The 25556-nt window shown below is 68.9% G+C and carries 19 protein-coding genes and 1 pseudogene; 12 read left to right on the forward strand and 8 right to left on the reverse strand.

Annotated elements, in window-relative coordinates; genetic code table 11:
* The first annotated feature begins 247 nt into the window (after positions 1–247).
* The gene (locus ACFYZJ_RS18300) at positions 248–1198 is read left to right on the forward strand and encodes a hypothetical protein (protein ID WP_388568956.1); all 951 of its coding nucleotides are present in this window, start codon (positions 248–250) and stop codon (positions 1196–1198) included.
* A 304-nt stretch (positions 1199–1502) separates the two neighbouring features.
* Positions 1503–2051, forward strand: coding sequence for a GNAT family N-acetyltransferase (locus ACFYZJ_RS18305; RefSeq protein ID WP_388568958.1), 549 nt, complete (start codon positions 1503–1505; stop codon positions 2049–2051).
* A 214-nt stretch (positions 2052–2265) separates the two neighbouring features.
* On the opposite strand, the gene ACFYZJ_RS18310 is transcribed toward ACFYZJ_RS18305, so the two are convergent.
* Positions 2266–2823, reverse strand: a complete 558-nt coding sequence (locus tag ACFYZJ_RS18310) for a putative immunity protein (protein WP_388569457.1) — start codon at positions 2821–2823, stop codon at positions 2266–2268.
* Between the two features lie 882 nt (positions 2824–3705).
* Between ACFYZJ_RS18310 and ACFYZJ_RS18315 the strand changes: the two genes are divergently transcribed.
* Positions 3706–4569: a class II glutamine amidotransferase gene (locus ACFYZJ_RS18315; protein ID WP_388568960.1), complete on the forward strand. Its 864-nt coding sequence runs from the start codon at positions 3706–3708 to the stop codon at positions 4567–4569.
* A 109-nt stretch (positions 4570–4678) separates the two neighbouring features.
* Here ACFYZJ_RS18315 and ACFYZJ_RS18320 read toward each other — a convergent pair whose 3' ends face one another.
* Both ACFYZJ_RS18320 and ACFYZJ_RS18325 read right to left on the reverse strand, forming a co-directional pair.
* Entirely contained in the window at positions 4679–5407 is a 729-nt protein-coding gene (locus ACFYZJ_RS18320; protein WP_388568962.1) for an LmeA family phospholipid-binding protein, read from the reverse strand.
* Positions 5404–6030, reverse strand: a complete 627-nt coding sequence (locus ACFYZJ_RS18325; protein ID WP_388568965.1) for a TetR family transcriptional regulator — start codon at positions 6028–6030, stop codon at positions 5404–5406. The genes ACFYZJ_RS18320 and ACFYZJ_RS18325 overlap by 4 nt, the downstream gene beginning before the upstream one ends.
* Before the next feature lie 132 nt (positions 6031–6162).
* Here ACFYZJ_RS18325 and ACFYZJ_RS18330 point away from each other — a divergent pair, with 132 nt between their 5' ends.
* A complete protein-coding gene (locus ACFYZJ_RS18330) occupies positions 6163–8337 on the forward strand; it encodes an MMPL family transporter (protein WP_388568967.1) in 2175 nt (724 codons plus the stop codon).
* Positions 8338–8397: 60 nt separating this feature from the next.
* Complete coding sequence (locus ACFYZJ_RS18335; RefSeq protein ID WP_388568970.1) at positions 8398–8547, forward strand: Lrp/AsnC ligand binding domain-containing protein; 150 nt, start codon at positions 8398–8400, stop codon at positions 8545–8547.
* An 80-nt stretch (positions 8548–8627) separates the two neighbouring features.
* Here the strand turns inward: ACFYZJ_RS18335 and ACFYZJ_RS18340 are convergent, their stop codons facing one another.
* From ACFYZJ_RS18340 to ACFYZJ_RS18355, 4 genes are all read right to left on the reverse strand, one after another.
* A complete protein-coding gene (locus tag ACFYZJ_RS18340; protein ID WP_388568972.1) occupies positions 8628–9908 on the reverse strand; it encodes an amidohydrolase in 1281 nt (426 codons plus the stop codon).
* A gap of 48 nt (positions 9909–9956) precedes the next feature.
* Positions 9957–10598, reverse strand: a complete 642-nt coding sequence (locus ACFYZJ_RS18345; RefSeq protein ID WP_388568974.1) for a trimeric intracellular cation channel family protein — start codon at positions 10596–10598, stop codon at positions 9957–9959.
* Positions 10599–10679: 81 nt separating this feature from the next.
* Positions 10680–11321, reverse strand: a complete 642-nt coding sequence (locus tag ACFYZJ_RS18350; RefSeq protein ID WP_388568976.1) for an NADPH-dependent F420 reductase — start codon at positions 11319–11321, stop codon at positions 10680–10682.
* Positions 11322–11644: 323 nt separating this feature from the next.
* On the reverse strand, positions 11645–12340 hold the full coding sequence (locus ACFYZJ_RS18355; protein WP_388568979.1) for a DUF899 domain-containing protein: 696 nt from the start codon (positions 12338–12340) through the stop codon (positions 11645–11647).
* Positions 12341–12608: 268 nt separating this feature from the next.
* On the opposite strand from ACFYZJ_RS18355, the gene ACFYZJ_RS18360 reads away from it, so the two are divergent.
* The 3 genes from ACFYZJ_RS18360 (at position 12609) to ACFYZJ_RS18370 (ending at position 14682) form a co-directional block, all read left to right on the forward strand.
* The gene (locus tag ACFYZJ_RS18360; protein WP_388568982.1) at positions 12609–12908 is read left to right on the forward strand and encodes a TetR-like C-terminal domain-containing protein; all 300 of its coding nucleotides are present in this window, start codon (positions 12609–12611) and stop codon (positions 12906–12908) included.
* 405 nt (positions 12909–13313) lie between these two features.
* On the forward strand, positions 13314–13820 hold the full coding sequence (locus ACFYZJ_RS18365; RefSeq protein ID WP_388568985.1) for an NUDIX hydrolase: 507 nt from the start codon (positions 13314–13316) through the stop codon (positions 13818–13820).
* Positions 13821–13905: 85 nt separating this feature from the next.
* The gene (locus ACFYZJ_RS18370; RefSeq protein WP_388568988.1) at positions 13906–14682 is read left to right on the forward strand and encodes a methyltransferase domain-containing protein; all 777 of its coding nucleotides are present in this window, start codon (positions 13906–13908) and stop codon (positions 14680–14682) included.
* A 623-nt stretch (positions 14683–15305) separates the two neighbouring features.
* On the opposite strand, the pseudogene ACFYZJ_RS18375 reads toward ACFYZJ_RS18370, so the two are convergent.
* Positions 15306–16105: pseudogene (locus ACFYZJ_RS18375) on the reverse strand (M1 family aminopeptidase); the annotation flags it as partial.
* Between the two features lie 409 nt (positions 16106–16514).
* On the opposite strand from ACFYZJ_RS18375, the gene ACFYZJ_RS18380 reads away from it, so the two are divergent.
* The 4 genes from ACFYZJ_RS18380 to ACFYZJ_RS18395 all read left to right on the forward strand — a co-directional run bounded on the left by ACFYZJ_RS18380 (position 16515) and on the right by ACFYZJ_RS18395 (position 25537).
* Complete coding sequence (locus ACFYZJ_RS18380; protein ID WP_388568990.1) at positions 16515–17804, forward strand: glycoside hydrolase family 3 N-terminal domain-containing protein; 1290 nt, start codon at positions 16515–16517, stop codon at positions 17802–17804.
* Positions 17805–18033: 229 nt separating this feature from the next.
* On the forward strand, positions 18034–20277 hold the full coding sequence (locus ACFYZJ_RS18385; RefSeq protein ID WP_388568992.1) for an RICIN domain-containing protein: 2244 nt from the start codon (positions 18034–18036) through the stop codon (positions 20275–20277).
* 197 nt (positions 20278–20474) lie between these two features.
* Positions 20475–22979, forward strand: a complete 2505-nt coding sequence (locus ACFYZJ_RS18390) for a Pls/PosA family non-ribosomal peptide synthetase (protein WP_388568995.1) — start codon at positions 20475–20477, stop codon at positions 22977–22979.
* The gene (locus ACFYZJ_RS18395) at positions 22976–25537 is read left to right on the forward strand and encodes an amino acid adenylation domain-containing protein (RefSeq protein WP_388568997.1); all 2562 of its coding nucleotides are present in this window, start codon (positions 22976–22978) and stop codon (positions 25535–25537) included. Before ACFYZJ_RS18390 ends, ACFYZJ_RS18395 begins: the two co-directional genes overlap by 4 nt.
* The last annotated feature ends 19 nt before the right edge of the window (positions 25538–25556 follow it).

The following is a 25556-nucleotide window of genomic DNA, read 5'->3' on the forward strand; positions in this document are numbered from 1 at the left end:
CCAGTACCGTCTCGTGGACCTGTCGCGCTGCCGGGCCAGTGGGCCGGCCAAGCCGATCGGCGGCTGCGGGGTGTGTCCAACGCCACCGGGTGCCGGTGCCGGGCATGGTGGAGAAGGTCGACAGCCCAGTGGCGGCCGCCGGGCCGCGTCAGGCCGAAACGAGGAAGTGGACGAAGGCCGGGGCAGTAACTGATAACGATCTTGGCCAATACCTTGTGTCACAGCTCGTCGTCCTTAGCCTACGGACATGGCATTTCTTTCCAGTCGCCGTAGAAGGGCACGCCTGGCCCCGGAACTCGACGACGAGCCCCTGCGCAGACTTCTGAAGTCCCTTCTGGCGACCACCAGAACCGGCATGATCGCGACGACAGACCTGTGCATAGCCCAGATATCCCGCCTCATGAACCAGGACACGGACGACTGGGACCGTCGTACCCACCGCATGTCCGTACTGGCGGAGTACCTCTCCCCGTCGTATCTGCCGTCGGCCTGGGCCACACGTGAGCCTCGCAACGCGACCGCACTCGTCCTGCACGCATGGGAGCGGCTCGTACAAGGCCGCTCCCAGGGGCGCCTGGAGGACGCGCCCGAGGTCACCGAGACCTGCTTGCGGGCTGCCGACCTCGCACCGCAAGACCCCACTCCTTGGGTGGTGTTGCTGGGAGTGTCCCGCCTTGAGCGCTGGCAGCAGTCGCAGGTGTTCGCGGTGTGGAACGAGGTGCTGGCACGCGACCGCTGGAACCGCGAGGCGTACCTCAGCATGGTGCGTTACCTCAGCCCCGAGGAAGCCGGCTCACGCATCCAGGTGCTGGAGTTCATCGACGCCCTGCGCAGCCGCATGCCCGCGAACGCGCCCTGCGCGGCAACGGAACTCACCGCGCAGGTCCTGCAGTACCACGCCGTCCTCGCCCGAGGCGGGATCGAAGCGCTGGTAGCACGCAATCACTGGTCCCAGGGGCCTGCGGCTCAGGCTCTCGACCATGCGGCCCGCACCTGGGTCCAGCCGGAGTTCTTCCGCCATGCGGCGGCCCTCGCCGACCTCAACCTTCTCGCCTACGCACTGACCGCGGCCGACCGACGCCAGCAGGCCCGCCCGGTCTTCGAGGCACTCCGCGGCACCGCCACCGGCTGGCCCTGGCGTACCGGCGGCGATCCGCTGACCGAATTCGAGCAGGCCCAGAACAGAGCCGCCTCGTGACCGACTGCTCCACAGGCCGTCGCCCCGGCCGGGACAATTGCTCCACGCCACACCCTCGCAGGCATGGGCACCGTCCATGGCGTTCGAGCGACAAGACGGCCCTCACTGGCAAGCGCCTTGGCACAAGGCATTCAGTGTGTGAGCGCCTCCGATGCCCATCTGCAGCTGCGAGGAGGTACAGGGGTGTCCTGGCGACGGGCCATCGTTCTGGTGGCGCGATGAGCCGCAGTGAGCCTCCCCCAACTTGAGGTCTCAGGGGAAAACTGTGTGCGAGCCACCCGGAGGGGGTCTCTACCCTCCGGGCATGGATCTTCGCGAAGAACTTCCGAGCGACAGACAGGCCGTGCGGGATGTTCACCTGCAGGCGTTCGGCGACCATGGCCGTGTCGTGGCCGAGCTGGTCGATACCCTGCGGGACACCATCACGCCCGAGAACGGTCTCTCGATGGTCGCCGAGCGCGACAGACAGGTCGTCGGCCATGTCATGTTCACCCGCAGTCTGCTCGATGCCCCTCGGCAGCTGGTTGAAGTGCAAGTCCTCAGTCCGTTGGCCGTGATGCCTGAGCTCCATGAGCGCGGTATCGGATCGGTCCTGGTCCGACACGGACTGGGGATCCTCGCCGAGCGAGTTGTTCCCCTCGTCTTCCTGGAGGGCGATCCGGGCTATTACTCACGTTTCGGCTTCATGCCCGGTGGTGGCCTGGGCTTCCGAAAGCCATCCCTGCGTATCCCGGGTGGCGCGTTCCAGGCCCTCAGGCTCCCGGAGCATGAGCCATGGATGACGGGGACGCTGGTCTGCGCAGAGCCGTTCTGGCGGCATGACGCAGTCGGCCTCCGTGATGCCGACACGTAGTGACGCAAGCGCCGATACCCGTGTTGTGCTGACGCGCCGTTCGGATGCCAGCCCGGGCGGCGCGATGTCGCCAGGCTGTGCGGGTGGCAGAACGAGTACGCGTCCACGAGCCGAGGACCCCGCCCGCGCCACCCGTCTCCTGGGCGCCCTGTACTGACGAACCTCGAAGTCAACCGTTGACGGATGTGAGGCCACGCCCTGTGAACGTTGAACGTCATTCAGCGAAGGCAGCGAAGGTGAGTGACCGAAGGTCCGCGTCCAGCATGCGGATCAACTCACCAACTCGACCGCCGCCACTTGGCGCCGCGGGGAATCGTTTGAGCACGTCAACGACGGTGGGCGTCGCGCGATGCACCGTCTGCTCAAGGTGCCCGGCGCCAACACTCCGATCGTCGTCGGCGACGAGTTCGGCTGCTCTGGCCGCATGGGCGCCAGCTCCGAGAATGTGCTTGACCTGGGTGGCCTTGGCCAATGGATGCAGGTAGGCGGCGCCCGCGGCGGACATCGCTGCCCACGCCGCCTCGCGCGCAGCCGCAGTGTCCGCGCTCTTGGCTGCCTTGAGGGCCGCCGACGCTGCGTCGCGCAGGGATTTTCCGCGTTCGCCGCCCCGGGCGAACTCCCACGCGGCACTGACAGCATCTCGGGGCCGCGAGTCGCCCGGCTGATCGGCCTCGAATATCCCGAGCACCACCTCTGCACACGTTGCGGCGAACGCGGCGACCTCACGAAGGTCCTGCTTGCTCAGAACGATCTCATTCACTTCGGCTGTCATCGTTTCATCTTCCATGACCGGGTTGAGCGGTTGGGGCGGCTCGGGGCCGCCCATGCCGACGGGCTACCAAGCAGACGGGATCGTAAAAAGCCGCCCGGCCACAGCGAGCAGGAATCGGCCGGCCGACCACTCCGTCAGATGATCCAGGAGCCGGGGCTGACCCCGCCCGCGTCCACGCGGACTGCCGCCCACGACCAGCGCCAGCCGGGGACACTCCTCCGCGCGGCCTGGCTGCTGTCCCTGGGTGTCGGGATCGGACCTGTCACCGGATGCCTGCTCTCACGCGGTCCTGGCCTGCCGGACCACCCGATGACCGCGGCCACTGGCTCGCGCCTCTCGGACTGGCCGGCCTGGCCGTGGAAGGCACGTTGATCATTTTGGCCGCCACCGCGATGGTCACGAACCGACATCCGCCGTTCCGCGTCCCCCAGCCGTCCGGCCGTGGTCGCCCATGGGTGGCGACGACTGCGCACCCGAGTGGTCACGACGGCGGTGCGGCACCGCATGGTTCGGCACCGCTCTCCCCCACCGGGATCCCGGTCGCCGAGCGCGGGCCCCAGAGCAGGGTGGTGGAGCGGGCCGGGCTTGTTCGTGGGTCCGCAGGCCGCCGGCCTCGGCAATCGTGGTGGGCGGCGCATGGCGAGGTGCGGACGGGAAACCCGCTCTGGGCTGGGCCATCCCGTCGGAAGGGATGCTTGGATGCCACCGACTCATACCTCCGAGTACAAGGCGCAGGCTCCGGGGACATCAGCCGCCGCCAACCGCCCGGCCTCCCCGGTCGGACACCACGCCGCGGGCAACGCCCAGCGGTCCGGTACGGGGCATGTGGACCAGGCCGCGGAAGACGCCTCAGGCACTGTGTGGAGAGGAGAGGGGACCGGCATGTGCCGCCTGTTCGGGCTGACCAGTGCACCCCGGCGTACCCACGCGACGTTCTGGCTGCTGGACGCGCCGGACAGCCTCAGCGACCAGAGCCATCGCGACCCCGATGGCACCGGCCTGGGCTACTTCCGGCCCGACGGCAGCCCGCAGGTACACAAGGCACCGATCGCCGCCTACGCGGACCGGGCCTTCGCGGAGGAGGCCCGGCGGGTCGAATCGGTGACCTTCCTCGCCCACGTGCGCTTCGCCTCCACCGGTGATCTGGAGCTCCGCAACACCCATCCCTTCGAACAGGAAGGACGGCTGTTCGCGCACAACGGAGTCATCGAGGGTCTCGACAGGCTCGACAACCACCTCGGCAGCGACCGCGCGCTGGTCCGGGGCGACACCGACTCGGAGCGGTTCTTCGCCCTCATCACGCGGGAGATCGAACACCACCGCGGTGACATCCGCGCCGGCATCCGGCACGCCGCACGGTGGGTGGCCCAGAACCTGCCCGTCTACGCCCTCAACGTCATCCTCACCACCCCCGATGAGCTGTGGGCACTGCGCTACCCCGAAACGCACAAGCTGTACGTCCTCCAGCGGCCCGTAGGCGGACACCACGGCACCCGGCACCTCGACCACAGCGGCAGTCACGGGCACATGCGCGTCCACTCCGCCGATCTGGCCCACCACGCCGCCGTCGTCATCGCCAGCGAGCGCATGGACGACAACCCCCACTGGCGCCTCATGGAACCGGGCGAGCTGCTCCATGTCGACCGGCGTCGCCACACCACCAGCCACGTCATTCTCCCGCAGCCCCCCGCCCACCGTCTGAGCCTCGACGACCTGCACCCCGACGCCGCAGCCTCACAAAGGTGATGCGCGTCGGGCAACGGGGCTGAGCCGACGGGGCGTCACTGAGCGGCGTCGTGCATCGCAGGAGCGGGCGGACCGGCCGAAAGTCATGCACGTGGGGCCTGGCTGTGGCTCACCTCGCCGCACACGTGCGCTCGGCCTTGGAAGGGGTGCCGGCCGCCCCGGCTGCCAGGTGGAGGTGGAGCGCGAGGCCGTCCGCGGCGGCGCGCGCGCCGGTCAGGAAGACTCCGGTGGGAAGCGCGGGGAAGCGTATGACGCGCGGCTTCAGACGCTGGGCCAGGGAGGTGCCGGGGAGGTTGCCGCGCACGGTGGCGACGGGAACGGTGCGCCCGAGGACCGTGAGCTCGGTGGGTGTGACGACGAGTGTGCCGGTGTGCACTGCGATGTCGGTGTGGACGGTGACCGGCACGCCCGGGGTTCCGGCGGCACCGGTGAGGATCAGGCCTGTGCCGTCGGTGCCAGGAGTCCACGGGGGGCCGCTGCCCGGTTGGGGCAGGCGCTTGGCCAACTGCGTGTAGGGGATGGTCACGGTGGCGCTTCCGCCGTGGGTGGCACCGCCTGTCGTTACCTGGCGCAGGTGCGCATCGAGGTGCAGGGCCGTCCCGTTGCGTCGCAGGCCGTCGGCCCGGAGGTCGACGTCGCCGACGCTTCCGCCCAGCATGTTCACGGCTGCCAGTGGGCTGTCGAGGGTCGCGCTGACGTGCGCGACGGGAGCCAGGCGGCACGCGGCGATGTGGTCGATGCGCTGTTCGGCCCGATGCGTGAGCACCGCGTTGCCTGCCATCAGCGCCACGACGGTGAAGGCCGCGGAGGTGGCGAGCAGGAGGCGTCGGCGGCTCATGGAGCGGCGTTCCCCATCTCCCGCAGCATCTCGAAGGCCCGGGGCAGCATGGCGGCCGGCCGGTGGGTGCCTGCGGCGCGCCGGCTGCGCTGGGTGCGCAGAACGGCGCGGACGGTTGCGAGGGCGGCGCCGGCGACCACGGCGGCCTGCAGATCCGCGTCCGGCGTGTCGGGGGGCAGCCGGTCGAGGAGGAGGTGGGTGAGACGGTCCTCGAACTCGGTGAAGGCCTGGATCATCCGCGCCGCGATCAGTTGTTCGGTTCCGTCCAGGGGGTGAGTGAGGGCCGTCAGGCTGGTGCTCCGGAAAGGGGCGGCGGCGGCCAGCAGCGCGTTGCAGACGGCGTCGAAGGGAGGCTCGTCCACGGGGCGCTGCCCGAAGGCGTGTTCGACCGCGGCGAAGAGTTCGACGCCGTCGGGCAGGAGCAGGTCCTCCTTGCTGTCGAAGTAGCGGAAGAACGTGCGGGTGGACACGTCCGCGCAGGCGGCGATGTCGGCGACGGTGGTGTCGGCGAAGCCGCGTTCGGCGAAGAGCTGGGCGGCACAGGTGCGCAACCGCTGCCGGGTCTGGTCCTTCTTGCGTTCTCGCAGTCCCGGGGTCGGTGACGACTCGTGTGGAGTGGGCATGACGCCAGCGTATCTTGTCAGGCATGCCAAATGGCAATCATGACAAAAGTCAGTCGAGACAAATGGCAGCCATGACAGTTTTGGTCTAGTGTCCCCGCCAGCAACCCTCCGCCCCTCTGCCGGGAGCCATCCATGCCTGCTGGATCCGACACCGACGCGCCTGCTCATCCCGTTTCCGCCCGACCAGCCGGCGGCCTCGCCCGGCTCGGCGGCTGGTGCGCGCGCCACCCCGTGCTGGTCATGGCCGCCTGGGTGCTGGCCTTGACGGCGGCACTGGCCGGTCGTCACGTCGTGGCACCTGCGTTCAGCGACCAGGTGAGCCTGTCGGGGACGCAGTCCAGCACCGGCGCGGACCTGCTCGCCGCTCACTCACGCACCGCCGGCGGCTCCAGCGGACGTGTCGTCTTCCACAGCGACAGCGGTGCCGTGACGTCCAGCCCTTCAGTGAGCAGCTCGCTGTCGGGCCTTGCCCACCTGCCTCATGTGACGTCCGTGTCGGCTCCGGTGGTCAGCGACGACGGACGCACCGCCTACACCACCGTGCGGTTCGACGTGGAGGCCAAGACCCTCGGCCATGACTACACCCACCAGCTGGACCGGGCGACACAGCCGGCCCGCGACTCCCGCCTGAAGGTCGCCTACGGCGGTGACCTGGACCAGGTCACCAGGCAGCCCGCCGACGACCGTGCCGGCGAACTCGCCGGCATCGTCGCCGCCCTGCTCGTGCTGCTGCTGGCCTTCGGCAGCGTCCTCGCCGCGCTGGTCCCCCTGGTCTCCGCGCTGATCGCGGTGGGCACCGGGCTCGGAATCGTCGGCATCGTCGCCGGCACCGTGTCCTTCGCCACCTCCGCCCCGACCCTGGCCACCATGATCGGTCTGGGCGTCGGCATCGACTACGGCCTCTTCCTGACCACCCGGTTCCGGCAGGACCTGATGGATGGTCATGACCCCGTGTCGGCCGCGACCCGCACCGCGACGAGCAGTGGCCGCGCCGTCCTCATCGCCGGGGTGACGGTCATCGTGGCGATGCTCGGCCTCTACGCCTGCGGCCTGAGTTTCATCGGCAAACTGGGCTTCGCCGCCTCCCTCGCCGTCGCGATCACGGCGACCGCCGCCGTCACACTCGTCCCCGCCGCTCTCAGCCTGACCGGTCGTCGCATCGACCGCCTCGCCCTTCGCCGGCCCATAGCCGAAACCTCCGGCGATCGCGACGGATGGCACCGCTACGCAGCCCGCGTCGCCCGGCACCCCTGGCGTCACCTCGCCGCCGGCACAGCGGCTCTGGTCCTGCTGTCCGTCCCCGCCCTGTCCATGCGGCTGGGCCACGTCGACGCGAGCGCGGACCGCGCGGGAACCACCAGCCGTACCGCCTACGACCTCATCGCCGAGGCGACCGGCCCCGGTTTCGGCACCGGCGCCAACGGCCCCCTGACCGTCGTGATCGACCTCGGCACCCACCACTCCGGAACATCCGACCTCGTCACGACCCTGCAGCAGGCCCTGCGGAGAACCCCCGACGTCGCCCAGGTCACCGCACCAACGTCCACACCGGACGGCAGGCTGCTGACCACCACCGTCACCCCTGCCCACGGCCCCCAGGACGCGTCCACCACCGCCCTGGTGACCACCCTGGTCGACGACGTCCTTCCCAGCGCCCTGCACGGCACGACCGCCCACGGTTATGTCACCGGTACCACGGCCGCCCAGGTCGACTTCCGCGACACCGTCCAACAGCGCCTGCCCGTCATCATCGCGACCGTCCTGGCCGCGGCCTTCCTCCTGCTGATGACCGTCTTCCGCAGCCTGGTCATCCCGCTGAAGGCCGTTGTGCTCAACCTGGCCACCACCACAGCCAGTTACGGCGGGCTGACCGCAGTCTTCCAATGGGGCTGGGGCAGCAGCCTGCTCGGTCTGCACGAGCCGGTGCCCATCGAGTCGTACGTCCCGATGATGATGTTCGCCATCGTCTTCGGGCTCTCCATGGACTACGAGATCTTCCTGCTCTCCCGTATCGCCGACCTCTGGCACGCCGGCACCGACAACACCCGCTCCGTCGGCACCGGCCTGGCCGCCACCGGCCGCGTCATCTCGAGCGCCGCCCTCATCATGACCGCCGTCTTCCTGTCCTTCACCAGCTCGCCCACGGTCGTCGTCAAGATGCTCGCGCTCGGCCTCGCCATGAGCGTCATCCTCGACGCCACCCTCGTCCGCCTCGTCCTCGTGCCCTCCAGCATGTTCCTCCTCGGCCGCGCCAACTGGTGGCTCCCCGACCGGCTCGACCGCCGCCTTCCCCACCTGCACGCCTGAGCCGCACGATGCGGCCCGTCATGACGCGTGAGGGGTGACAGCCTGTGGGAGTTCCGCCGCATGTACGGGCGTCCTGACTACTTCCTCCGCGTCGCGGTCGCCGACCACGCCGCCTATCAAGCCTTCCTCACCGGCAAGCTCAGCCGCCTGCCCGCCGTCCGGCGCCTTGAATCCCACCTGACCATCAAGGAGATCAAGACCAACGAGTAGGACGACATGAAACCCCGGGCCCAGGCAGAGCCCTGACCGCACCGGCCGTCATGGGCACAGCCGTCCCCGGGCACGTTGCCTCACGGGCTGGTGTGGTCGCGTTTGGCGAGCCGTGTCAGTGAGGCCGCGATCAGGGCCTGGACGCCGGTGTCGAGGGTGGGCTGGAGGACCGGTGCAAAGCGGGGGCTGTGGTTGACCGGGATGTCCTGGGCCACCGTTCCGCGTTGCCGGGCGGCCTGATAGGTGCCCGGATCGACGCAGCCGAGCGCCCAGTAGGTGTAGGGGATGTCGAAGGCGTCCGGGATGCGGCTGAAGTCCTCGCTGGCGCTCTGCAGTTCGACGGTGCCCGCGCGTTCACCGAAGGTCGCGGTGAAGGCGGCGGCGACCTCGCGGGTCACCGCTTCGTCGTTGACGGTTGGCGGAAACCGGATGCCCTCCTCGATCTCCGGCTCGCGGGACGTCCCGGAGGCGTCGCACTCGGCCTTGACGATGCGTCGCACCGCTGCCAGGACGTGCCGGCGGCTGTCCTCGTCGTAGCTGCGCACGTTCACCAGCAGATCGGCCGACTCCGGAATCACGTTGCCGCTCGTACCCGCCTGCACGGAGCCCACCGTGAGCACCACCGGCTGAGTGGCGGCCACTTCGCGCGAGACGATGGTCTGGAGACGGACGACGATCATCGAGGCGATCACGACGGGGTCGATCGCGGCCTGCGGAGCCGACCCGTGAGCGCCCCTGCCATGAACAGTGATCTTGATGTTGTCCGCCGCGGAGAGGAAGGAGCCGGCGCGCGTACCGACCTGCCCGGCGGGATAGGGGAGCACGTGCTGGGCGAATGCGACATCCGGGTGGGGAACCAGGTCGACGAGCCCATCGGCGAGCATCCGGTCGGCGCCGTCCCCGGGCTCTTCAGCGGGCTGGAAGAGGGCCAGCAGCGTGCCCTGCCAAGCCCTTCGGGCGGCCGCCATGAGACGGGACGCCCCCAGCAGACAGGTGACGTGCATGTCGTGACCGCACGCGTGCGCCACCGGGACCTGGCGACCGGAGGCATCCGTGGCGCCAGCCGTGCTGGCGTACGGAAGCCCCGTGTCCTCACGGACCGGCAGGGCGTCCATGTCGGCGCGCAGCAGAACCGTCGGACCGTCGCCGTTGGCCAACACGCCGACCACGCCGGTGCCGCCGATCCCGTCATGCACCTCGTAGCCGCAGTCCCTCAGGCGCTGCGCCACACGGGTCGCGGTCCGGTGCTCCTGATGGCCCAGCTCCGGGTGGGCATGCAGGTCCGCGTAGAAGTCTTCCAGCTCGGACCGGATGTCATCGAGTCCTGCAACCACGGCGTCGACGGAATCCTTGAGGGTCACGGCTGTCTGCTCCTCGTCCTCGGTGGGTGATCGTCTGCCCCCGTCGGGTCAGGAACCGCGGCCGCGCCACGCCCCCGGCCGCCAGTCACGGCTGCCCGGCAGCCTCCAGCCCCAGGTGAGCGCTGCCAGCCGCAGCAGGACGCCGGCGGTGATCCCGGCCAGAATGCCGACGGTGGGCGCGCCGAGCCGGCTGCAGAGGACCATCACCCCGCTCACCAGCACCGCGACGGTCGCATACAAAGGGTTGCCGCCGAAGATGGCGGGGGTGTGAGCCAGTAACAGGTCCCGGATGGCACCGCCGCCGACCGCCGTGATCGTGCCCAGCAGCACGGCCGGCAGCCAGCCCAGACCGACGGCGAGCGTCTTCTGCGCCCCCGCGACCGCCCAGACGCTCAACGCCAGGGCATCGAGCAGATTGAAGGCCCAGCCAGAGGTGTGGCGGCTCAGGTCGGCCACGAAGGCGAGCAGGGTGCCGGCGGCGGCCACGGCGAGATAGGTGTAGTCGGTCAGGGCCACGGGCGTGCCGTGCTGCAGCAGGGTGTCGCGGACGACACCGCCGCCCAGGCCGGAGACGATGCCGATGACCAGGAAGCCGAACAGGTCGAGGCGGCGGGCCCGGGCCAGCACCCCGCCGAGCGTGCCGTTGGCGAACACCCCGCTCAGGTCCAGGGCGCGGGTCACTTCGGTCACGTTCTGAGGCGACAACCAGCCGGCCATGCGTCAGCACCTCCCTCCCCCACCATCGAACGAGCCCCGGCGGGCACCTGCCTGTCACGGCAGGATCGCGATGGCGCTCGACCAGTTCAGGCCAAGCCGTTCCTGTGACGCCATGTGCAGGAGCTGAAAGGCTTCCAGCTCGCGTGCCCGGCGCAGCGGTCCCACGTCCAAGGGGCGCAGCCCTGCGGAGGAGACCAGGTCCGTCACGGTCTGTCGCGCCGTGTCGTCGTCTCCGGCGATGAAGACGTCCAGTGGCCGGCCGTCCACCTGTCCTGTGGCGAGCGGCCCGGCGAACGTGGTGTTGAAGGCTTTGACCACCCGGCTTTCCGGCGCGGCTGCGGCGATCTGTTCGGCAGCCGAGGTGCCGGGAGGTACGACGAGCGAGTCGAAGGTGGTGAAATCCACCGGGTTGGAGATGTCGACGACGATCTTTCCTGCCAGGACGCCGGCCCACGCCGCGGCGACGTCGCGTCCGGCCGGATACGGCAGGGCGAGCACCACGATGCCGGAATCAGCCGCGGCGTCTGCGTCGACCGCCGTGACGTCCGCTCCAGGGATCGCCTGGCCCAACGCGGTGGCCAGGGCTTCCGCCTTGGCGGGCTTGCGATCGTGCAGACGGACCGAGTGCCCGCCCGCCAATGCCCGGGTACCGATTCCGCGGGCCATGTTCCCGGCACCGACGATGGTGACGATCATGCGTTGCTCCTCGATGGACGTCACATGTCTTCCACCCTCACACCCCCGGGCGGCCACTGCCACCGACCGGCCCTCTTCCGGCTGACGCCGCATCCCAGGCCCGGTCGGACAGAAGCGAAGGGGCGTTGGCAGCCGTGCGTCGGATGTACGGAGGCGTACTGAGCGACCCGCTGGTCTCTCTATTTCGGGCCGGCCTGGGCAATGGCGTGACGGCGGCGTCGTCGGCCGTCGTTGGCCACTGTGGGTCCTCCTTCCACGGCCCACAGACGGCCCGGGGGCGCGTGGACGACGAGCCCCCGCGCCACTCATCGGCCGTGATCAGTTCATCCGCCGCCAGAGCCGGGGCCATAGAGGGCAGCGATGTCCTTGGACGTAGCCCACCGGCTGTAGGTGGGCGACTGGGGCCAGCCCTCGGGCGAGTCCTGCCATTCCTCCTGCCGTCCGTACGGCAGGACGTCGATCAGCGCGAAGGTGTGACTGAGCTGTTCAGTGCCCCGACCGTTGGTGTGCCAGGTGCGATAGACGGTGTCGCCGTCGCGTAGGAACACGTTCACCGCGAATCCTCCGTCGGGCGGTGCGCCGACGTCGTCCCCGAATGCGCTGTTGGCAGTCGAGTACCACGTCATCCGGTTGCCGACCCGCTGCTTGTAGGCGAGTGCCTCGTTGATCGGGCCCTGGGTGACGATGACGAACCGCGCATCGTAGTTGTCCAGGAACTCCAGGCGGGTGTACTGCGAGGTGAACCCCGTGCAGCCCGCGCACTGCCATTCCTTGCCGGCGGACCACATGTGGTTGTAGACGATCAGTTGCCTCTTGCCTTCGAAGACGTCCGCCAGCCGAACAGGACCGTCCTCGCCCTCTAGGACGTAGTCGGGCATCTCGACCATCGGCAGGCGACGGCGCTCGGCGGCGACGGCGTCAAGCTCACGCGTCGCGGCCTTCTCCCGGGCCCGCAGCGACTGGAGTCGGCGCTCCCATGTCGCGGCGTCGACGATGGGTGGTAGTGCGCGGGTGGTCATGATCCCCTCACAGAGCTCGTGCGTGGCTTTCGGCTTTGCCGAGGTAGACCCCACCGGACCCGGGAACTCATCGGGCATGGCAAGGGAAGACGGCTGACGCGGTGGACCGGTCGACTGACCGACGTCGAGGAGCACTCGGCGATCATCGGCATCGCGGGTGTCCGGGAGCGCCTCAGCTGCGGGGCGATGGAGGTCGCCCTCAAGGACTGTACGCGCTGGCTGCCGCGTATCGCGGTTGGGGACGCGCACACCGCCACCTGTACACGGTTTGTTCGGCGGCGCGCAGTCCCTCGACCCGTCGGACAGGACCGGCGACCGCGATCCCGTACGACCACTCCTCGCGGCGATCGACCGCGCCGTGGCGGACCACACCCTCGCGGGCGACCCCACACTGATCGCCGTCTCGCTGTGGGTCGCCCTGCGCGGACTCGTGACCGTCGAACTCGCCGGCGCTCTCGACAGCACCGCAGCCGAGACCGCGTTCCGGTCAACGATCGACGCCGTACTGCGCGGCTGGGCAACACCCGCCGCCCTCTCCGGCCTTCACCTAACCGACCGCGCGCCGTGAAGCGTCCCGTGGAGCGGGCGGGGCCCCGGTCAACACGTCTCCGAAGCTTCCTTCGGCACGACGGCGTCGGATCCAGCCCCGTACGTAACCGGACCCACCAAGTGATGGTGACATCGCCCAGACCCTGGTAGCCCGTCACCCGGGTCACGCCCTGCGGGCGGCTAACCCAGGCTCTGCAGCCGTGTCATGGCGTCGGCGAGAGTGTCGCGGCAGAAAGCGAAGTGATCGGGACCGTAGCCGCGCGGCCCGCATTCGACGACGAGCAGCAGGCCCAGGTAGAGGTGGTAGAGGCTCCATGGACCGAGTAAAAGGTGCCGCCGTCCATGGCCCCACCTTCATGTCGCCCTCCGCGGGAGAGTCAAGTCCTTCTCCTTCCCATGTGTTCCGCGGATAGCATCGGGGTTCATGACGCTGACGCAGCGCTGGACTTCCCGTGTTCTCCTGGTGGACGGCGATGATCGTCTGCTCCTGCTGTGCGGCCGCGATCCGCGCAGTCCAGGGGCACGATGGTGGTTCACCGTCGGTGGTGCTGTCGAGGACGGCGAGAACTATCCCCAGGCTGCCGTGCGTGAAGTCCGGGAGGAGACGGCGCTGTCTCTTCCCGTTGGGCGCTTGAGCCCCGTTGTCTGGACCCGGCAGGCGATCTTCAGCGTCGACGGCCGCGTCTTCGACCAGTACGAGGAATACCGCCTTGCCCGCGTCACGGCCGATGAGGTCCGCGGTATGAACGTCCGGACGGAGGAGGCTCGTTACGGGCATCGTTGGTGGTCGGCAGCGGAACTCGCTACCACTGCGGAGACCGTCCGACCGAAGGGGATGGCTTCTCTCCTGCCCGCTGCCCTGTCGGCCGTGGGCCTTGATCAAGCCCCTGTGCATTTGGGCAATTTCAACGAAGACACTGATCCGGAGTAGCTCATCGGTACGGCTTGAGCGGCCGAGCCATATTTTGTCGTGATACAACCTATATGACGGACTGAGTAGTTGGTCGACTGGACGCATGACACCATCTGCGTTCGAGACGGCCAAGCCCGATCCCGTCAGCTATCTCGACCGGCTCGCCACGAGCGATCTCGGCCGCTCCTACAAGCGGCGGATGCTCGACGAACTCGACCTGCGTGCCGGACACAGGGTGCTCGACCTCGGCTGCGGCCCCGGTACGGACCTTCAGGCGCTCGCCCGGGCAGTCACCTCGACCGGCGCTGTCATCGGCTTCGACAACGACCAGACCATGGTCGACGCCGCGCGGACACGCATCGCCGGTCAGGCCATGGTGGACGTCCGGCACGCAGACATCCACGACCTGCCGGTGCCCGACCACACCGCCGACCGCGCCCGAACCGACCGGGTCCTGCAGCACGTCGCAGATCCCCTGACAGCGCTCGGTGAGATCCGCCGGGTCCTGCGGCCGGGCGGGCGGCTCGTCATGGGCGAGCCCGACTGGGAAACCCTGGCCGTCGACCATCCGGACAGTCACCTGACGCGCGCCTACACCCGCCATGTTGCCGAACGGGTGGTCCGCAACGCGGGGATCGGCAGGCAACTGGCGCGCCTGGCGGCCGAGAGCGGCTTCACAGTGCCCACGGTCATCCCTGTCACACCGCTCTTCCGGGACGTCCAGGTCGCGGACACTGTCCTGGGCCTGGAACGCACCACTCGGCGGGCCGTCGAAGCCGGCTACTTCAGCGACCAGGCGGCGGAAGCCTGGCTGAGCCATCTCACGCGGGGCCCCTTCTTCGCTGCGGTGACGTTCTACATCGTCGTGGCCGACGCGTAGTCGCGCGTCGCATTGGCCGTGGTCGGCGCGGCAGTCCCCACCGTCTCGCCGACCACGGCAGGTAGCGGCGAAACTCGTCGCGGAGCTGGGGCATCGCGGGTGGAGCGGGTGTCGTGCCGCCGGGTCCCGCCGGTGGAGCACGAGGACGGCCGCGCAGGTGGTCACGACGATCGCGGCGATCTGGACCACGATGCCGGTGCCGAGGTGAGCGGTCCCAGAGGGGTCGAACAGGTGGGTCCAGTTCCGCCAGTAGTGCATGGGCAGGACGACCTGCACGGCGTGCAGGGTGTGCGTGCCGTTGAGGATGCGGGCAGCGATCACCAAGGCCACGGCGGTGCCGAGGGCTTCGCTGCCGCGGGGCAGCAGGAGTCCCGGAACGAACGCGATCGTCGCGACGCTCAGCATGCACAGCAGGCAGTAACCGGTCGCCGACAAGACCCGGGTGGCCGTCTCCCCTCGGTGCGCCGGCCTGACCATGATTACCGGCTCAGCGTTAACCGCTGTACCAATGTTCCCCGGGGCCGTTCCTCATCGGGCTCCCTCCGGCAGCAGCACACTGGCGACTCACCGGGTGGAGCCGGTTCGCCGCCGGAAGGGACTCGCCACGGCGAACCGGATCACGGTCAGCCGTCGATGCGGTGCTGTGTCCAGAAGGAGGTCAGGTCCGTGGTCGAGGCCGCCTGGGCTGCCGCCTTGAACTCGGACGTGGTCGAGATCCCGTACCAGTGGGAGGCGGCGTACTCCTTGAGGAGTTTGGCCATGGCCGTGTCGCCGAGGACGCGCCGCAGTTCGTGCAGGGCGCACTTGCCGTAACCGTAGACGACGGTGGAGTACCGGGAGGAGTGGGCGTCCCGATAGGCCATCGAGTTGGTGATCTTCTCGGCGGCCGAGGACCACGCGACGCTGTTCCAGCAGTTCGTGCCGGCCTTGTTCAGTGCCACGTCGGTGGCGTAGTCGGTGAACGCCTCATCGAGCCGCGGACTTTTGTACTCGTCGTCGCCGACGATGCCGTACCACCACTGGTGGCCGATCTCGTGGGTGAGCGCCGTGGTGCTCACCAGGTCGAGGACGAATCCCGGGTATTCCATGCCGCCGAACCAGAAGTTGTTGTCGATCACCGCGTCCAGTTCGCCGTACGGGTAGGCCCCGAAACGTGACGCATGGGCGTCCACGGCGGTCTTGGCGGTGGTGAGCATCGACTGCGCGTCGGCCGTGCTGATGCCCGAGACGGAATAGACGTTCACGGGTGTGCCGGCCGCCGAGGTGCCGGAGATCTTGGTGAAGGGGCCGGCCGCCCAGGCGAAGTCACGGACTTCGGAGGCGGGGGCGGTGGTGGTCGTGCGTCCGCTGGAGCCGGGGTGTCGACCGACACACCGGTGGCCGGCACCAGCAGGGTGCTGGGGTGGTCGAGAGTCACCTTGATTTGACCGAGCATGCCATTGACCGACGGGAAGCCGACCCCGGGCCGCGGTGTCCCGGCCCCGCGAGGACGAGCGGACGCCGTGGTCCGCCGTCGGCAGGCCGGCAATGGTGCGTCGTCCATCAGGGCTGGATGGGGTTCGGGCCTTCGCGGCGGCAGTGACCTGTCCACTTCTGGTTGGCGCCTCCCGCCACACCCGCGGCGGGGCGGGCGACCGTCACGTCATGTGCAGCGGCAACCCTGCACAGTCACGCTCCGTGTGGTCCCCAACCGCATGCAGCGCGCCCAAAGGCGTGTCGGCGTAGCGTGACAGACGTGGGGGGCCGAACGCGGCGCAACACAAGCGAATCGGGAGCGGGGAGCCCCGTGGCCCCGTGGTCCGAAGAGAGCATCGACGTCAGGAGCACCTTCCATGTCAGCACGTGTTCGACTGCGCGGAGCCCGCCGCTCAGCAGGCCTGCGCACCGCGGTGCCGCTGGTCACCGTGCTGCTGGCGGCGACCGCCTGCGGCGGACCGGCCACGCACGTACACCCCGAGGCCCCGCTCCCGTCCGCCACCACCGGCCACGGCACGGAAACCCTTCGCAGCGGGAGTCCCCTGCCGGGCCGTGGCACCGCCACCCCCTCGGCCACACCGTCGGCGCCCGCCGCCGCCTGCGCCGACCGGATCTTCTCCGGTATGACCCCCGCCCAACGGGTCGGGCAGCTCTTCATGGGCGGGGTCTCCGCGGCCCACCCCGACCAGACGCAGCTGCGTACTCTGCGTGACTACCATGTGGGGTCGCTCATGCTGACAGGGCGCAGCAGCGCCGGTACGAAGGCGACCAGAAGGCTGGTGGATGGTGTCCGGGGGCAGGCCGACCAGGTCGGCGGGCGACGAGTCGGGATGCTGGTCGCCACCGACCAAGAGGGCGGGCAGGTGCAGGTGTTGAGCGGCCCTGGCTTCTCGGTCATGCCCAGCGCACTGACCCAGGGCAGCTGGTCGACCACGACGCTGCGCACCCGGGCCGCCGTGTGGGCCGGCCAGCTGAAGGCCGCCGGGGTCGACCTCGACCTCGCCCCCGTCGCCGACGTCGTACCGGCGAGCCTGGGCACCCGCAACGGCCCCATCGGCCACTACTTCCGTGAATACGGCCACGCTCCGGACACGGTGGCCTCGCACAGCGGCGCTTTCGCCGCCGGCTTCGCGCGGGCGGGCGTGATGACCACGCTGAAGCACTTTCCCGGGCTGGGTCAGGTGTTGGGCAACACCGACACCACCGCGAACGTCGTGGACTCGGTGACGACGGCATCGAGCGCCAGTCTCACGCCCTTCCGGAGCGGGATCAGGGCCGGCTCGCCGTTCGTGATGGTCTCGCTGGCCAGGTACACCAAAATCGATCCGGGGCACCTGGCGGTCTTCTCACCGACGGTCATCGGGCGGCTGCTGCGCACCGAACTCGGTTTCCACGGCGTGGTCATCTCCGACGACCTCGGGCAAGCGGTCGCGGTGCGGTCCTACACGCCGGCGCAACGGGCGGTGAACTTCCTCGCGGCGGGCGGGAACATGATCCTTACGGTACGGCCGAGCACCGTACCGGCCATGGCGCAGGCGGTGCAGGGCCGGATGAAGCAGGACGCCTCCTTCCGGACGCAGGTCAACGACAGCGTGCACCGGATCCTCGCCGCCAAGGTCAACGCGGGTCTGCTCGCCTGCGGCTGAGCAGACCGCGGTCTCACCCGGGGCCGCGCACGACCGCAACTGCTGTCGGCCCCGCCCCAACCAGCCCGTCCGGTAACCCTCGTTGCAAGCATGGGCAGTTGGGGTCAAAGCACCCACAGCAGCCGGCGCCGGGAACATAATTCACGGCTTATATTTTGATATGTATTGACGGCCCGTCGAGCGGCGCCTACCGTCCCATCACCCCCACCACGCGACCGAGGAGACACGCGTGACCGACGTTCTCGCCGTGCTCGTCCGACCCCACCGTCACCGCAGACGCGCAGCCGCCCTCACGACGGCGCTCCTACTGCCGGCCGTCGCCGGCATCGCCCTGGTCTCCGCACCGAGCGCCGGCGCCGCGACCATTCCCACCACTCCCACCACCGTCGTCAACGCAGGCAGCGGCAAGTGTGTCGACGCGCGTGCCGCGGCCACCGGCAACGGCACCGCCGTGCAGCAGTACACCTGCAACGGCACAGGAGCCCAGTCCTGGCAGTTCACCGCGACCGACAGCGGCTACTACCGGATCGGCGCATCGTCCGCGCCGAATCAGGTCTGGGACGAGACCGACGTCTCCACCGCCGACGGCGCGCCGACCCAGCTGTGGCTCTACGGTGGCGGCGCCAACCAGCAGTGGCTGCCGGTGGCCGAGGCCTCCGGGACGTACCACTTCGTCAACCGCAACAGCGGCAAGTGCCTCGACGTGCCGTCGGCGTCCACCGCCGACAGTGTCCAGTTGCAGCAGTACACCTGCAACGGCACCGCCGCCCAGTCCTTCACGCTCTCCAGCGGCACCACCCCGCCGCCCAACACGCCCGACTTCGGCCCCAACGTCACGGTGTTCGATCCGTCGATGCCCGTGTCCACCATCCAATCGAAGATCAACTCCGTTTACAGCACCCAGCAGAGCAACGAGTTCGGGACCCAGCGCAACGCCCTGCTGTTCACCCCCGGCACGTACAACGTCGACATTCCCGTCGGCTACTACACCCAGGTCTCCGGGCTGGGCCTGTCACCTGACCAGGTGTCGATCACGGGCGGCGGCGTCCACGTGGAGGGTCACACCAGCGACGGCAACGCCACCCAGAACTTCTGGCGCGACGTCGAGAACATGTCGGTGAGCCCCGGTTCCGGAAGCACCATGTGGGCCGTCTCGCAGGCCGACCCGTTCCGGCGCATGGACGTACACGGCAGCATGAAGCTGTGGGACGACACCCACGGCACCACCACCAACTGGTCGAGCGGCGGCTACATCGGCAACTCCCGCATCTCCGGCCAGATCAACTCCGGAACCCAGCAGCAGTTCCTCACCCAGGACACCGCCATGGACGGCGGCTGGACCGGACACAACTGGAACATGGTCTTCGTCGGCGACACCGGTGCCCCTGCGACCAGTTTCCCCAATCCGCAGTACACCACCGTCGCCCAGAGCCCGGTGATGCGCGAGAAGCCGTTCATCTACGTCGACGGGTCGGGCAACTGGCAGGTGTTCGTTCCGTCAGTGCGCACCAATGTGCAGGGCCCGGACTGGGTCAACGGGACGGCCCCGGGCACCTCACTGCCGATCAGCCAGTTCTTCATCGTCAAGCCCGGTGACACCGCCACGACGATCAACAACGCGCTCGCCGCGGGCAAGAACCTGATCGTCACCCCGGGTGTTTACCATCTGTCGGCCCCGCTGAACATCACCCGCCCCGACACGGTGGTCCTGGGACTGGGCCTGGCCACTCTCGTGCCGGACAACGGCGTCTCCGCGATCACCACCGCCGATGTCGACGGCATCGACATCGCGGGGCTGCTGATCAGCGCCAACACCACCAACTCTAACACGCTGATGCAGGTTGGGCCGGCCGGCTCGACCGCCGGTCACACCGCCGACCCGATCGTGCTGCACGACGTGTTCTTCCGCATCGGCGGCGACATCGCCGGCAAGGCCACCCAGACACTGGTGATCAACAGCAACGACGTCATCGGTGACGACCTGTGGCTGTGGCGGGCGGACCACACCAACGGCGTGGGCTGGACGACCAACCCGGCCGCCAACGGGCTGATCGTCAACGGCAACAACGTGACCATGTACGGCCTGGCGGTGGAGCACTACCAGAAGTACCAGACCACCTGGAACGGCAACGGCGGCCGCACGTACTTCTACCAGAGCGAGACCCCCTACGACGTGCCCGACCAGGCCAGTTGGACCACCAGTGGAGGCGACCCCGGCTACGCCTCGTACAAGGTCGCCAATTCGGTCACCTCCCACGAGGCATGGGGTGTGGGTGTCTACGCCTACCTCCGCGACAACCCCTCCGTGGTACTCGGGCATGCCATCGAGGTGCCCACCACGTCCACGGTGAGGTTCCACAGCATGGTCACCACGGTTCTGGGCGGCGCCGGCACCATCAACCACATCGTCGACAACACCGGCAACCAGGTCACTGCCAGTAGCAACGTGGCCTACCTGGTCAGTTACCCGTAAGGCGCAGACCTGACGTCACACAGCAGAGGGGCCGGCCGGCCCAGGGGGGCATGACAACGGCCGGCCCTTTCGTGCGGCCGCCTCGGTGTGGGCCGTACGGCATGGGCCTCTCCGACTACGTCCCGAGAGGCATGCCCGAATCATGGAAAGCATTGGCTCATCTCAATACATTCGTGCAGGCGCTTCGTATATGAGGTATGGCTTCAACGGGAACACGGCATGCCGCGCCCTCCGATCTCGAGGACGCTCTCGCAGAGGTGCTGGCCGAGGTGGTGGGCGTCAACCAGGTACCGGTCGACGGTCATTTCTTCGACGACCTCGGTGCCGATTCCCTGGTGATGGCGCATTTCTGCGCGCGGCTGCGCAAGCGGGGGGATCTGCCCTCCGTGTCGATGAAGGAGATCTACCACCATCCCACGATCAGAGCTCTGGCGGCATCGGTAACCGGCCCGGCGCCTCCACGCCCCGCACTCCCCCAGAGTCCGCCTGCGGAGTTCCAGAGCCCGGGGACCGCGGCGGATGGCGCCAAGGGCGTGACGCACTACGTCCTGTGCGGATTCCTTCAGGCCCTCGCCTTCCTCGCCTACACCTGTCTCGTGGCGATGGCCGCGGGCTGGGGGTACGAGTGGATCTCCGCCGGGACGGGCCTGCTCGATGTGTATGTCAGGTCGGTGCTGTTCGGCGGCGTCGCCTTCCTGGGGCTGTGCACCCTGCCCATCCTCGTGAAATGGACGCTCATCGGTCGCTGGAAACCGGAGGAGATCCGCATTTGGTCCCTGCGGTACGTCCGCTTCTGGATCGTCAAGGCTCTGATCTCGTCGAACCCGCTGGTGTTGTTCGCCGGCTCGCCGTTGTACCCGGTCTACCTGCGGGCGCTGGGCGCCCGCATCGGGCGGGGTGCCGTCATCCTCTCCCGCCATGTGCCTGTCTGCACCGACCTGCTCACCGTAGGTGAGCACACCGTCATCCGTAAGGACTCCTTCTTCTCCTGTTATCGCGGCCACGCGGGCGTGATCCAGACGGGTCCGGTCAGCATCGGGACATCGGTGCTCATCAGCGAAGCCACGGTGATCGACATCTGCACGGTGCTGGGCGACGGAGCCCAGCTCGGGCATGCCTCCTCGCTGCACAGCGGGCAGATCGTGCCCGACGGCGAGCACTGGCACGGATCCCCGGCACAGCCGACCGAGATCAACTTCCAGGTCGTCGGCGAGCTACCGCACGCCTCGGTGCGCAGGGGCCTGCACAGTGTTCTGCAACTGGTGGTCGCGCTGTTCGGGTACGTGCCGTTCGCGGTCGGGGGCACGGTCATGCTGCTGGTCACTGTTCCGCGACTCAAGGCGATCATCGAGCCGGGGCCCGCGGTCCTGACCGGCGCCACCTTCTATGGCGATGTGGCGGAGGCTGCCGCGGTACTCGTCTTCGGCGGTGTGCTGCTCGACCTCCTGCTCGTCGGTCTGGTGCCCCGTGTGCTCCGCCTTGCCGTCGTACCGGGGCGCGATTACCCGTTGTACGGCTGGCGCCATTCGATGCACCGGGCTGTCGCTCGGCTCACCAACAGGAAACTGCTCACCCGCCTGTTCGGTGACAGTTCCGGCATCGTCCACTACCTGCGTGCCATCGGCTACCACTTCTCCCGTATCGAGCAGACGGGCTCGAATTTCGGCACGCTCGTGAAGCAGGACACCCCCTACCTGACTTCCGTCGGCGGCGGGACGATGGTTGCCGACGGGCTGTCGATCGTGAATGCCGACTTCTCCAGTACCGCGTTCCGGGTGTCCCCGACATCGATCGGGGCGCACAGCTTCCTGGGGAACTGGATCGCCTATCCGGCGCGGGCACGTACGGGCGCCAACTGCCTTCTGGCGACGAAGGTCATGGTTCCGGTCGACGGACCGATCAGGGAAGGCGTGGGACTGCTGGGCTCACCCAGCTTCGAAATCCCGCGGTCGGTCCTGCGTGACAGCCGCTTCGACCGGTTGAGAACCGGTGAAGTGTTTCGCCGTGGTCTTGCGGCGAAGAACAGGCACAACGCCGCCACCATGGGCTGGTACCTGCTGGTGCGGTGGATCTACGTGCTGGGTGCCATCCTGCTGGCCGCCGGAGCGGCCGACACCTATTCCCTGGTGGGCGCGCCCGCTTTCGCACTGGCCGATGTTCTCCTGCTGGTGTTCACGGTGGTGTACTTCGTCCTGGTCGAGCGGGTCGTCATTGCGTCGCATCCTCCTGGTGCCCTGTACTGCTCGATCTACGATTCCCGCTTCTGGTGGCGCGAGCGCTACTGGAAGGTGCCGTCGGAGTCGTATTTCCGCCTCTTCAACGGCACCCCGTTCAAGAGCGTGATCTGGCGGCTCCTGGGCGTCCGGATCGGGCACCGCGTGTTCGACGACGGCTGCTACATGTCCGAGCGGAGGATGGTGACCATCGGTGACGCGTGCACGCTGAACGCGGGAAGCGCCATCCAGTGCCACTCGCAGGAGGACGGCACGTTCAAGTCCGAGACGACTACCCTCGGTCACGGCTGCACCGTCGGAGTCGGTGCGCTCGTCCACTACGACGTGACGGTGGGCGACGACGCGGTGCTGGGCCCGGACTCCTTCCTCATGAAGGGCGAGGTGGTTCCCCCGCACTCCCGGTGGGCCGGGAATCCGGCTCGGGAGCTGGATCAGGGCCGCGACGATGCAGGAAGGTGCAGCCGATGACCATCGCACCCAACGTCCATGCGATCCGGCCCGACGAGGACGTCCAGCGGTCCGGTCCCGTCCGGGGTGGGCCCACCACGGTTCCGCGCTGGTGCAGCGCGCCGGTCACGGGCTTGGCCGAGCACGACGTCGCGATCCCCATGGACGTCATGACCGCGGCGCACCGGCTGGCCGACGACATGGCCGTGCCGATCGGCTCGGTGCTGCTGGCGGCGCACGCCAAGGTGCTCGCCGCGTTGTCCGGCGAGCAGGAAGTCACCACCTGCTACCTGGCCCGGCCGGACGCCCGGACGCTGCCGTGCAGGCTGTCGATGCGTCCCCCGACATGGAAGGCGCTGGTAGGGGAAGCCCGGCGCGCTGAAACGGACTCGCTGACACATCGGCAGGTCCCGGACGAGGGACTCCATGGCGCATCGGACCTTTCGGGACCGCCGAGTGAGGCCTCGTTCGTGGCGTTCCCCGCCGGCCTCTCAGCCGACGCCGGCCGAGGTGGCAGCCTCCCCGCCGGCACCGTGGTGCAGGTCATGTCGGTGCCGAGCGACAGCGGCCCCGTCCTTCGCCTGCGGTACCGTCGCGATGCACTGGACGCCGCGTGCGCCGCCCGGATCGCCGGATACCACCTGACCGCCCTGGCCTTGATGGCCGCCGATCCCAGCGCCCGGCACGGGCCGCAGAGCTTGCTGTCCGCCCAGGAGGTCCACTACCAGCTCCACGGACTCGCCGGGCCCCGCCGAGAGCTGCCCCATCGCTGTGTCCACGCACTGTTCGAGCAGCGTGTGCAGGACCACGCGCACTCCGTGGCCATCGTGCACGGGACCCGCCAGTGGACGTACACGCAGCTCAACGAACACGCCAACCAGGTGGCCCGGGCGCTCCTGAGGCGGGGAGCGAGCCGGGAGGATGTCATCGCGGTGGTGACGGAGCGCAACCTGAACTGGGCGGCCGCCGTGCTGGGAGTTCTCAAGGCCGGCGGTGTCTACCTGCCCGTCGACCCCAACTTCCCCGCCGAACGCACGGCGATTATGCTCGCCCGCGCCGGATGCCGGCTCGCGCTGACCGAGTCCGGCAGCGCCAGCGCGCTCTCCCAAGCCGTCGAGACACTGCCCGAGGTGCGGACAGTGCTGGTCGAGGCGGCCTACGCGGAGACGCACGCGGCGGGCAACGTGGACATCGACGTGTCCCCGGAGCAGCTCGCCTACATCTACTTCACGTCCGGCTCCACCGGGGAGCCCAAGGGCGCGATGTGCGAACACGTAGGAATGGTCAACCACATCCACGCCAAGATCGACGACTTGGGGATCGGTGAGGGGCAGGTCGTCGCCCAGACGGCGCCTCAGTGCTTCGACATCTCCCTGTGGCAGCTGGTGGCGGCGCTTGTGGTCGGCGGGCGGACGCTGCTCGTTCCGCAGGAGGTGATCGAGGACGTTCCGCGCTACCTCGACACCGTCGCCGACGGACACGTCAGTGTCCTGCAGGCCGTGCCCTCGTACCTCGACGCCGTGTTGTCCTTCCTCGAGAAGTGCCCACGGGAGCTGCCCGACCTCCGGTGCGTGTCGGTCACCGGGGAGGCCCTCAAGAAGGACCTCGTACGACGCTGGTTCCGCGCCCAGCCCGGGGTGAGGCTCGTCAACGCCTACGGACTCACCGAGACGTCGGACGACACCAACCACGAAATCATGGACCGGCTGCCGGACACCGAACGGATCCCACTGGGGCGTCCGGTCAACAACGTGCAGGTCCGCGTCGTCGACGAAAACCTGTCACTGGTGCCGCTCGGCGCTCCCGGGGAGATCGTCTTCGGCGGAGTCTGCGTCGGCCGCGGCTACGTCAACGACCCCGAGCGCACGCGCCAGTCGTTCACGGCCGATCCCTACCGTGTCGGCGACCGGCTCTACCGAAGCGGCGACTTCGGCCGCTGGCTGCCCGGGGGCACGCTGGAATTCCTCGGCCGCAGGGACAGCCAGGTCAAGATCCGCGGATTCCGCGTGGAGATCGAGGAGGTGGAGAACGCCCTGCTGAACGTACCGGGCGTGCACGCGGGCGCAGTCACGCTCGCTCCGGGCGATCAGGGCCGGCACCTGGTGGCCTTCTGCTGCGGTACGCCCCCGCTTCCCGACAGCGTCCTGCGGGACCACTTGGGCAGGCGACTGCCCGCCTACATGGTTCCGTCAGCGTTCCACTGGCGCACCGACCTCCCGCTGACCGTGAACGGCAAGGTCGATCGCGGGGCCCTTGCGTCGCTCGCCATGGAGCTCGACAACGCGGGGCCCCACGACAGGTGTGGCGCGACGGCCGCACAGGCCGGCGAACCACCGCGCACATCGACGGAGAAGCGTTTGGCCGCCGCCTGGGCTGCGGTGCTCGGCGTCCCGCAGCACCGGATCGGGCGGCACGACCACTTCTTCGACGATGTCGGCGGCACGTCCCTCACGGCGCTTCGGCTGGCCATCCGGCTCGATCGAGCGGTGTCCCTGAAGGACCTCACGCTCCATCCGGTCCTCGCCGATCTGGCCCGCCTGCTCGACGCCCGCGTCGCGTCACCCTCCACCGATACGTGAACCGATGCCGGAGGCGATG

Source organism: Streptomyces sp. NPDC001848 (assembly GCF_042891915.1).
Taxonomy (GTDB): Bacteria; Actinomycetota; Actinomycetes; order Streptomycetales; family Streptomycetaceae; genus Streptomyces.

Bases quoted from the DNA above. Each gene is read 5' to 3' on its own strand.
- ACFYZJ_RS18350 (WP_388568976.1), bottom strand. From the start codon at position 11,321: ATGATCGTCACCATCGTCGGTGCCGGGAACATGGCCCGCGGAATCGGT.
- ACFYZJ_RS18330 (WP_388568967.1), top strand. From the start codon at position 6,163: ATGCCTGCTGGATCCGACACCGACGCGCCTGCTCATCCCGTTTCCGCC.
- ACFYZJ_RS18370 (WP_388568988.1), top strand. From the start codon at position 13,906: ATGACACCATCTGCGTTCGAGACGGCCAAGCCCGATCCCGTCAGCTAT.
- ACFYZJ_RS18300 (WP_388568956.1), top strand. From the start codon at position 248: ATGGCATTTCTTTCCAGTCGCCGTAGAAGGGCACGCCTGGCCCCGGAA.
- ACFYZJ_RS18325 (WP_388568965.1), bottom strand. From the start codon at position 6,030: ATGCCCACTCCACACGAGTCGTCACCGACCCCGGGACTGCGAGAACGC.
- ACFYZJ_RS18395 (WP_388568997.1), top strand. From the start codon at position 22,976: ATGACCATCGCACCCAACGTCCATGCGATCCGGCCCGACGAGGACGTC.
- ACFYZJ_RS18390 (WP_388568995.1), top strand. From the start codon at position 20,475: ATGGCTTCAACGGGAACACGGCATGCCGCGCCCTCCGATCTCGAGGAC.
- ACFYZJ_RS18355 (WP_388568979.1), bottom strand. From the start codon at position 12,340: ATGACCACCCGCGCACTACCACCCATCGTCGACGCCGCGACATGGGAG.
- ACFYZJ_RS18335 (WP_388568970.1), top strand. From the start codon at position 8,398: ATGTACGGGCGTCCTGACTACTTCCTCCGCGTCGCGGTCGCCGACCAC.
- ACFYZJ_RS18365 (WP_388568985.1), top strand. From the start codon at position 13,314: ATGACGCTGACGCAGCGCTGGACTTCCCGTGTTCTCCTGGTGGACGGC.
- ACFYZJ_RS18315 (WP_388568960.1), top strand. From the start codon at position 3,706: ATGTGCCGCCTGTTCGGGCTGACCAGTGCACCCCGGCGTACCCACGCG.
- ACFYZJ_RS18320 (WP_388568962.1), bottom strand. From the start codon at position 5,407: ATGAGCCGCCGACGCCTCCTGCTCGCCACCTCCGCGGCCTTCACCGTC.
- ACFYZJ_RS18310 (WP_388569457.1), bottom strand. From the start codon at position 2,823: ATGACAGCCGAAGTGAATGAGATCGTTCTGAGCAAGCAGGACCTTCGT.
- ACFYZJ_RS18305 (WP_388568958.1), top strand. From the start codon at position 1,503: ATGGATCTTCGCGAAGAACTTCCGAGCGACAGACAGGCCGTGCGGGAT.
- ACFYZJ_RS18380 (WP_388568990.1), top strand. From the start codon at position 16,515: ATGTCAGCACGTGTTCGACTGCGCGGAGCCCGCCGCTCAGCAGGCCTG.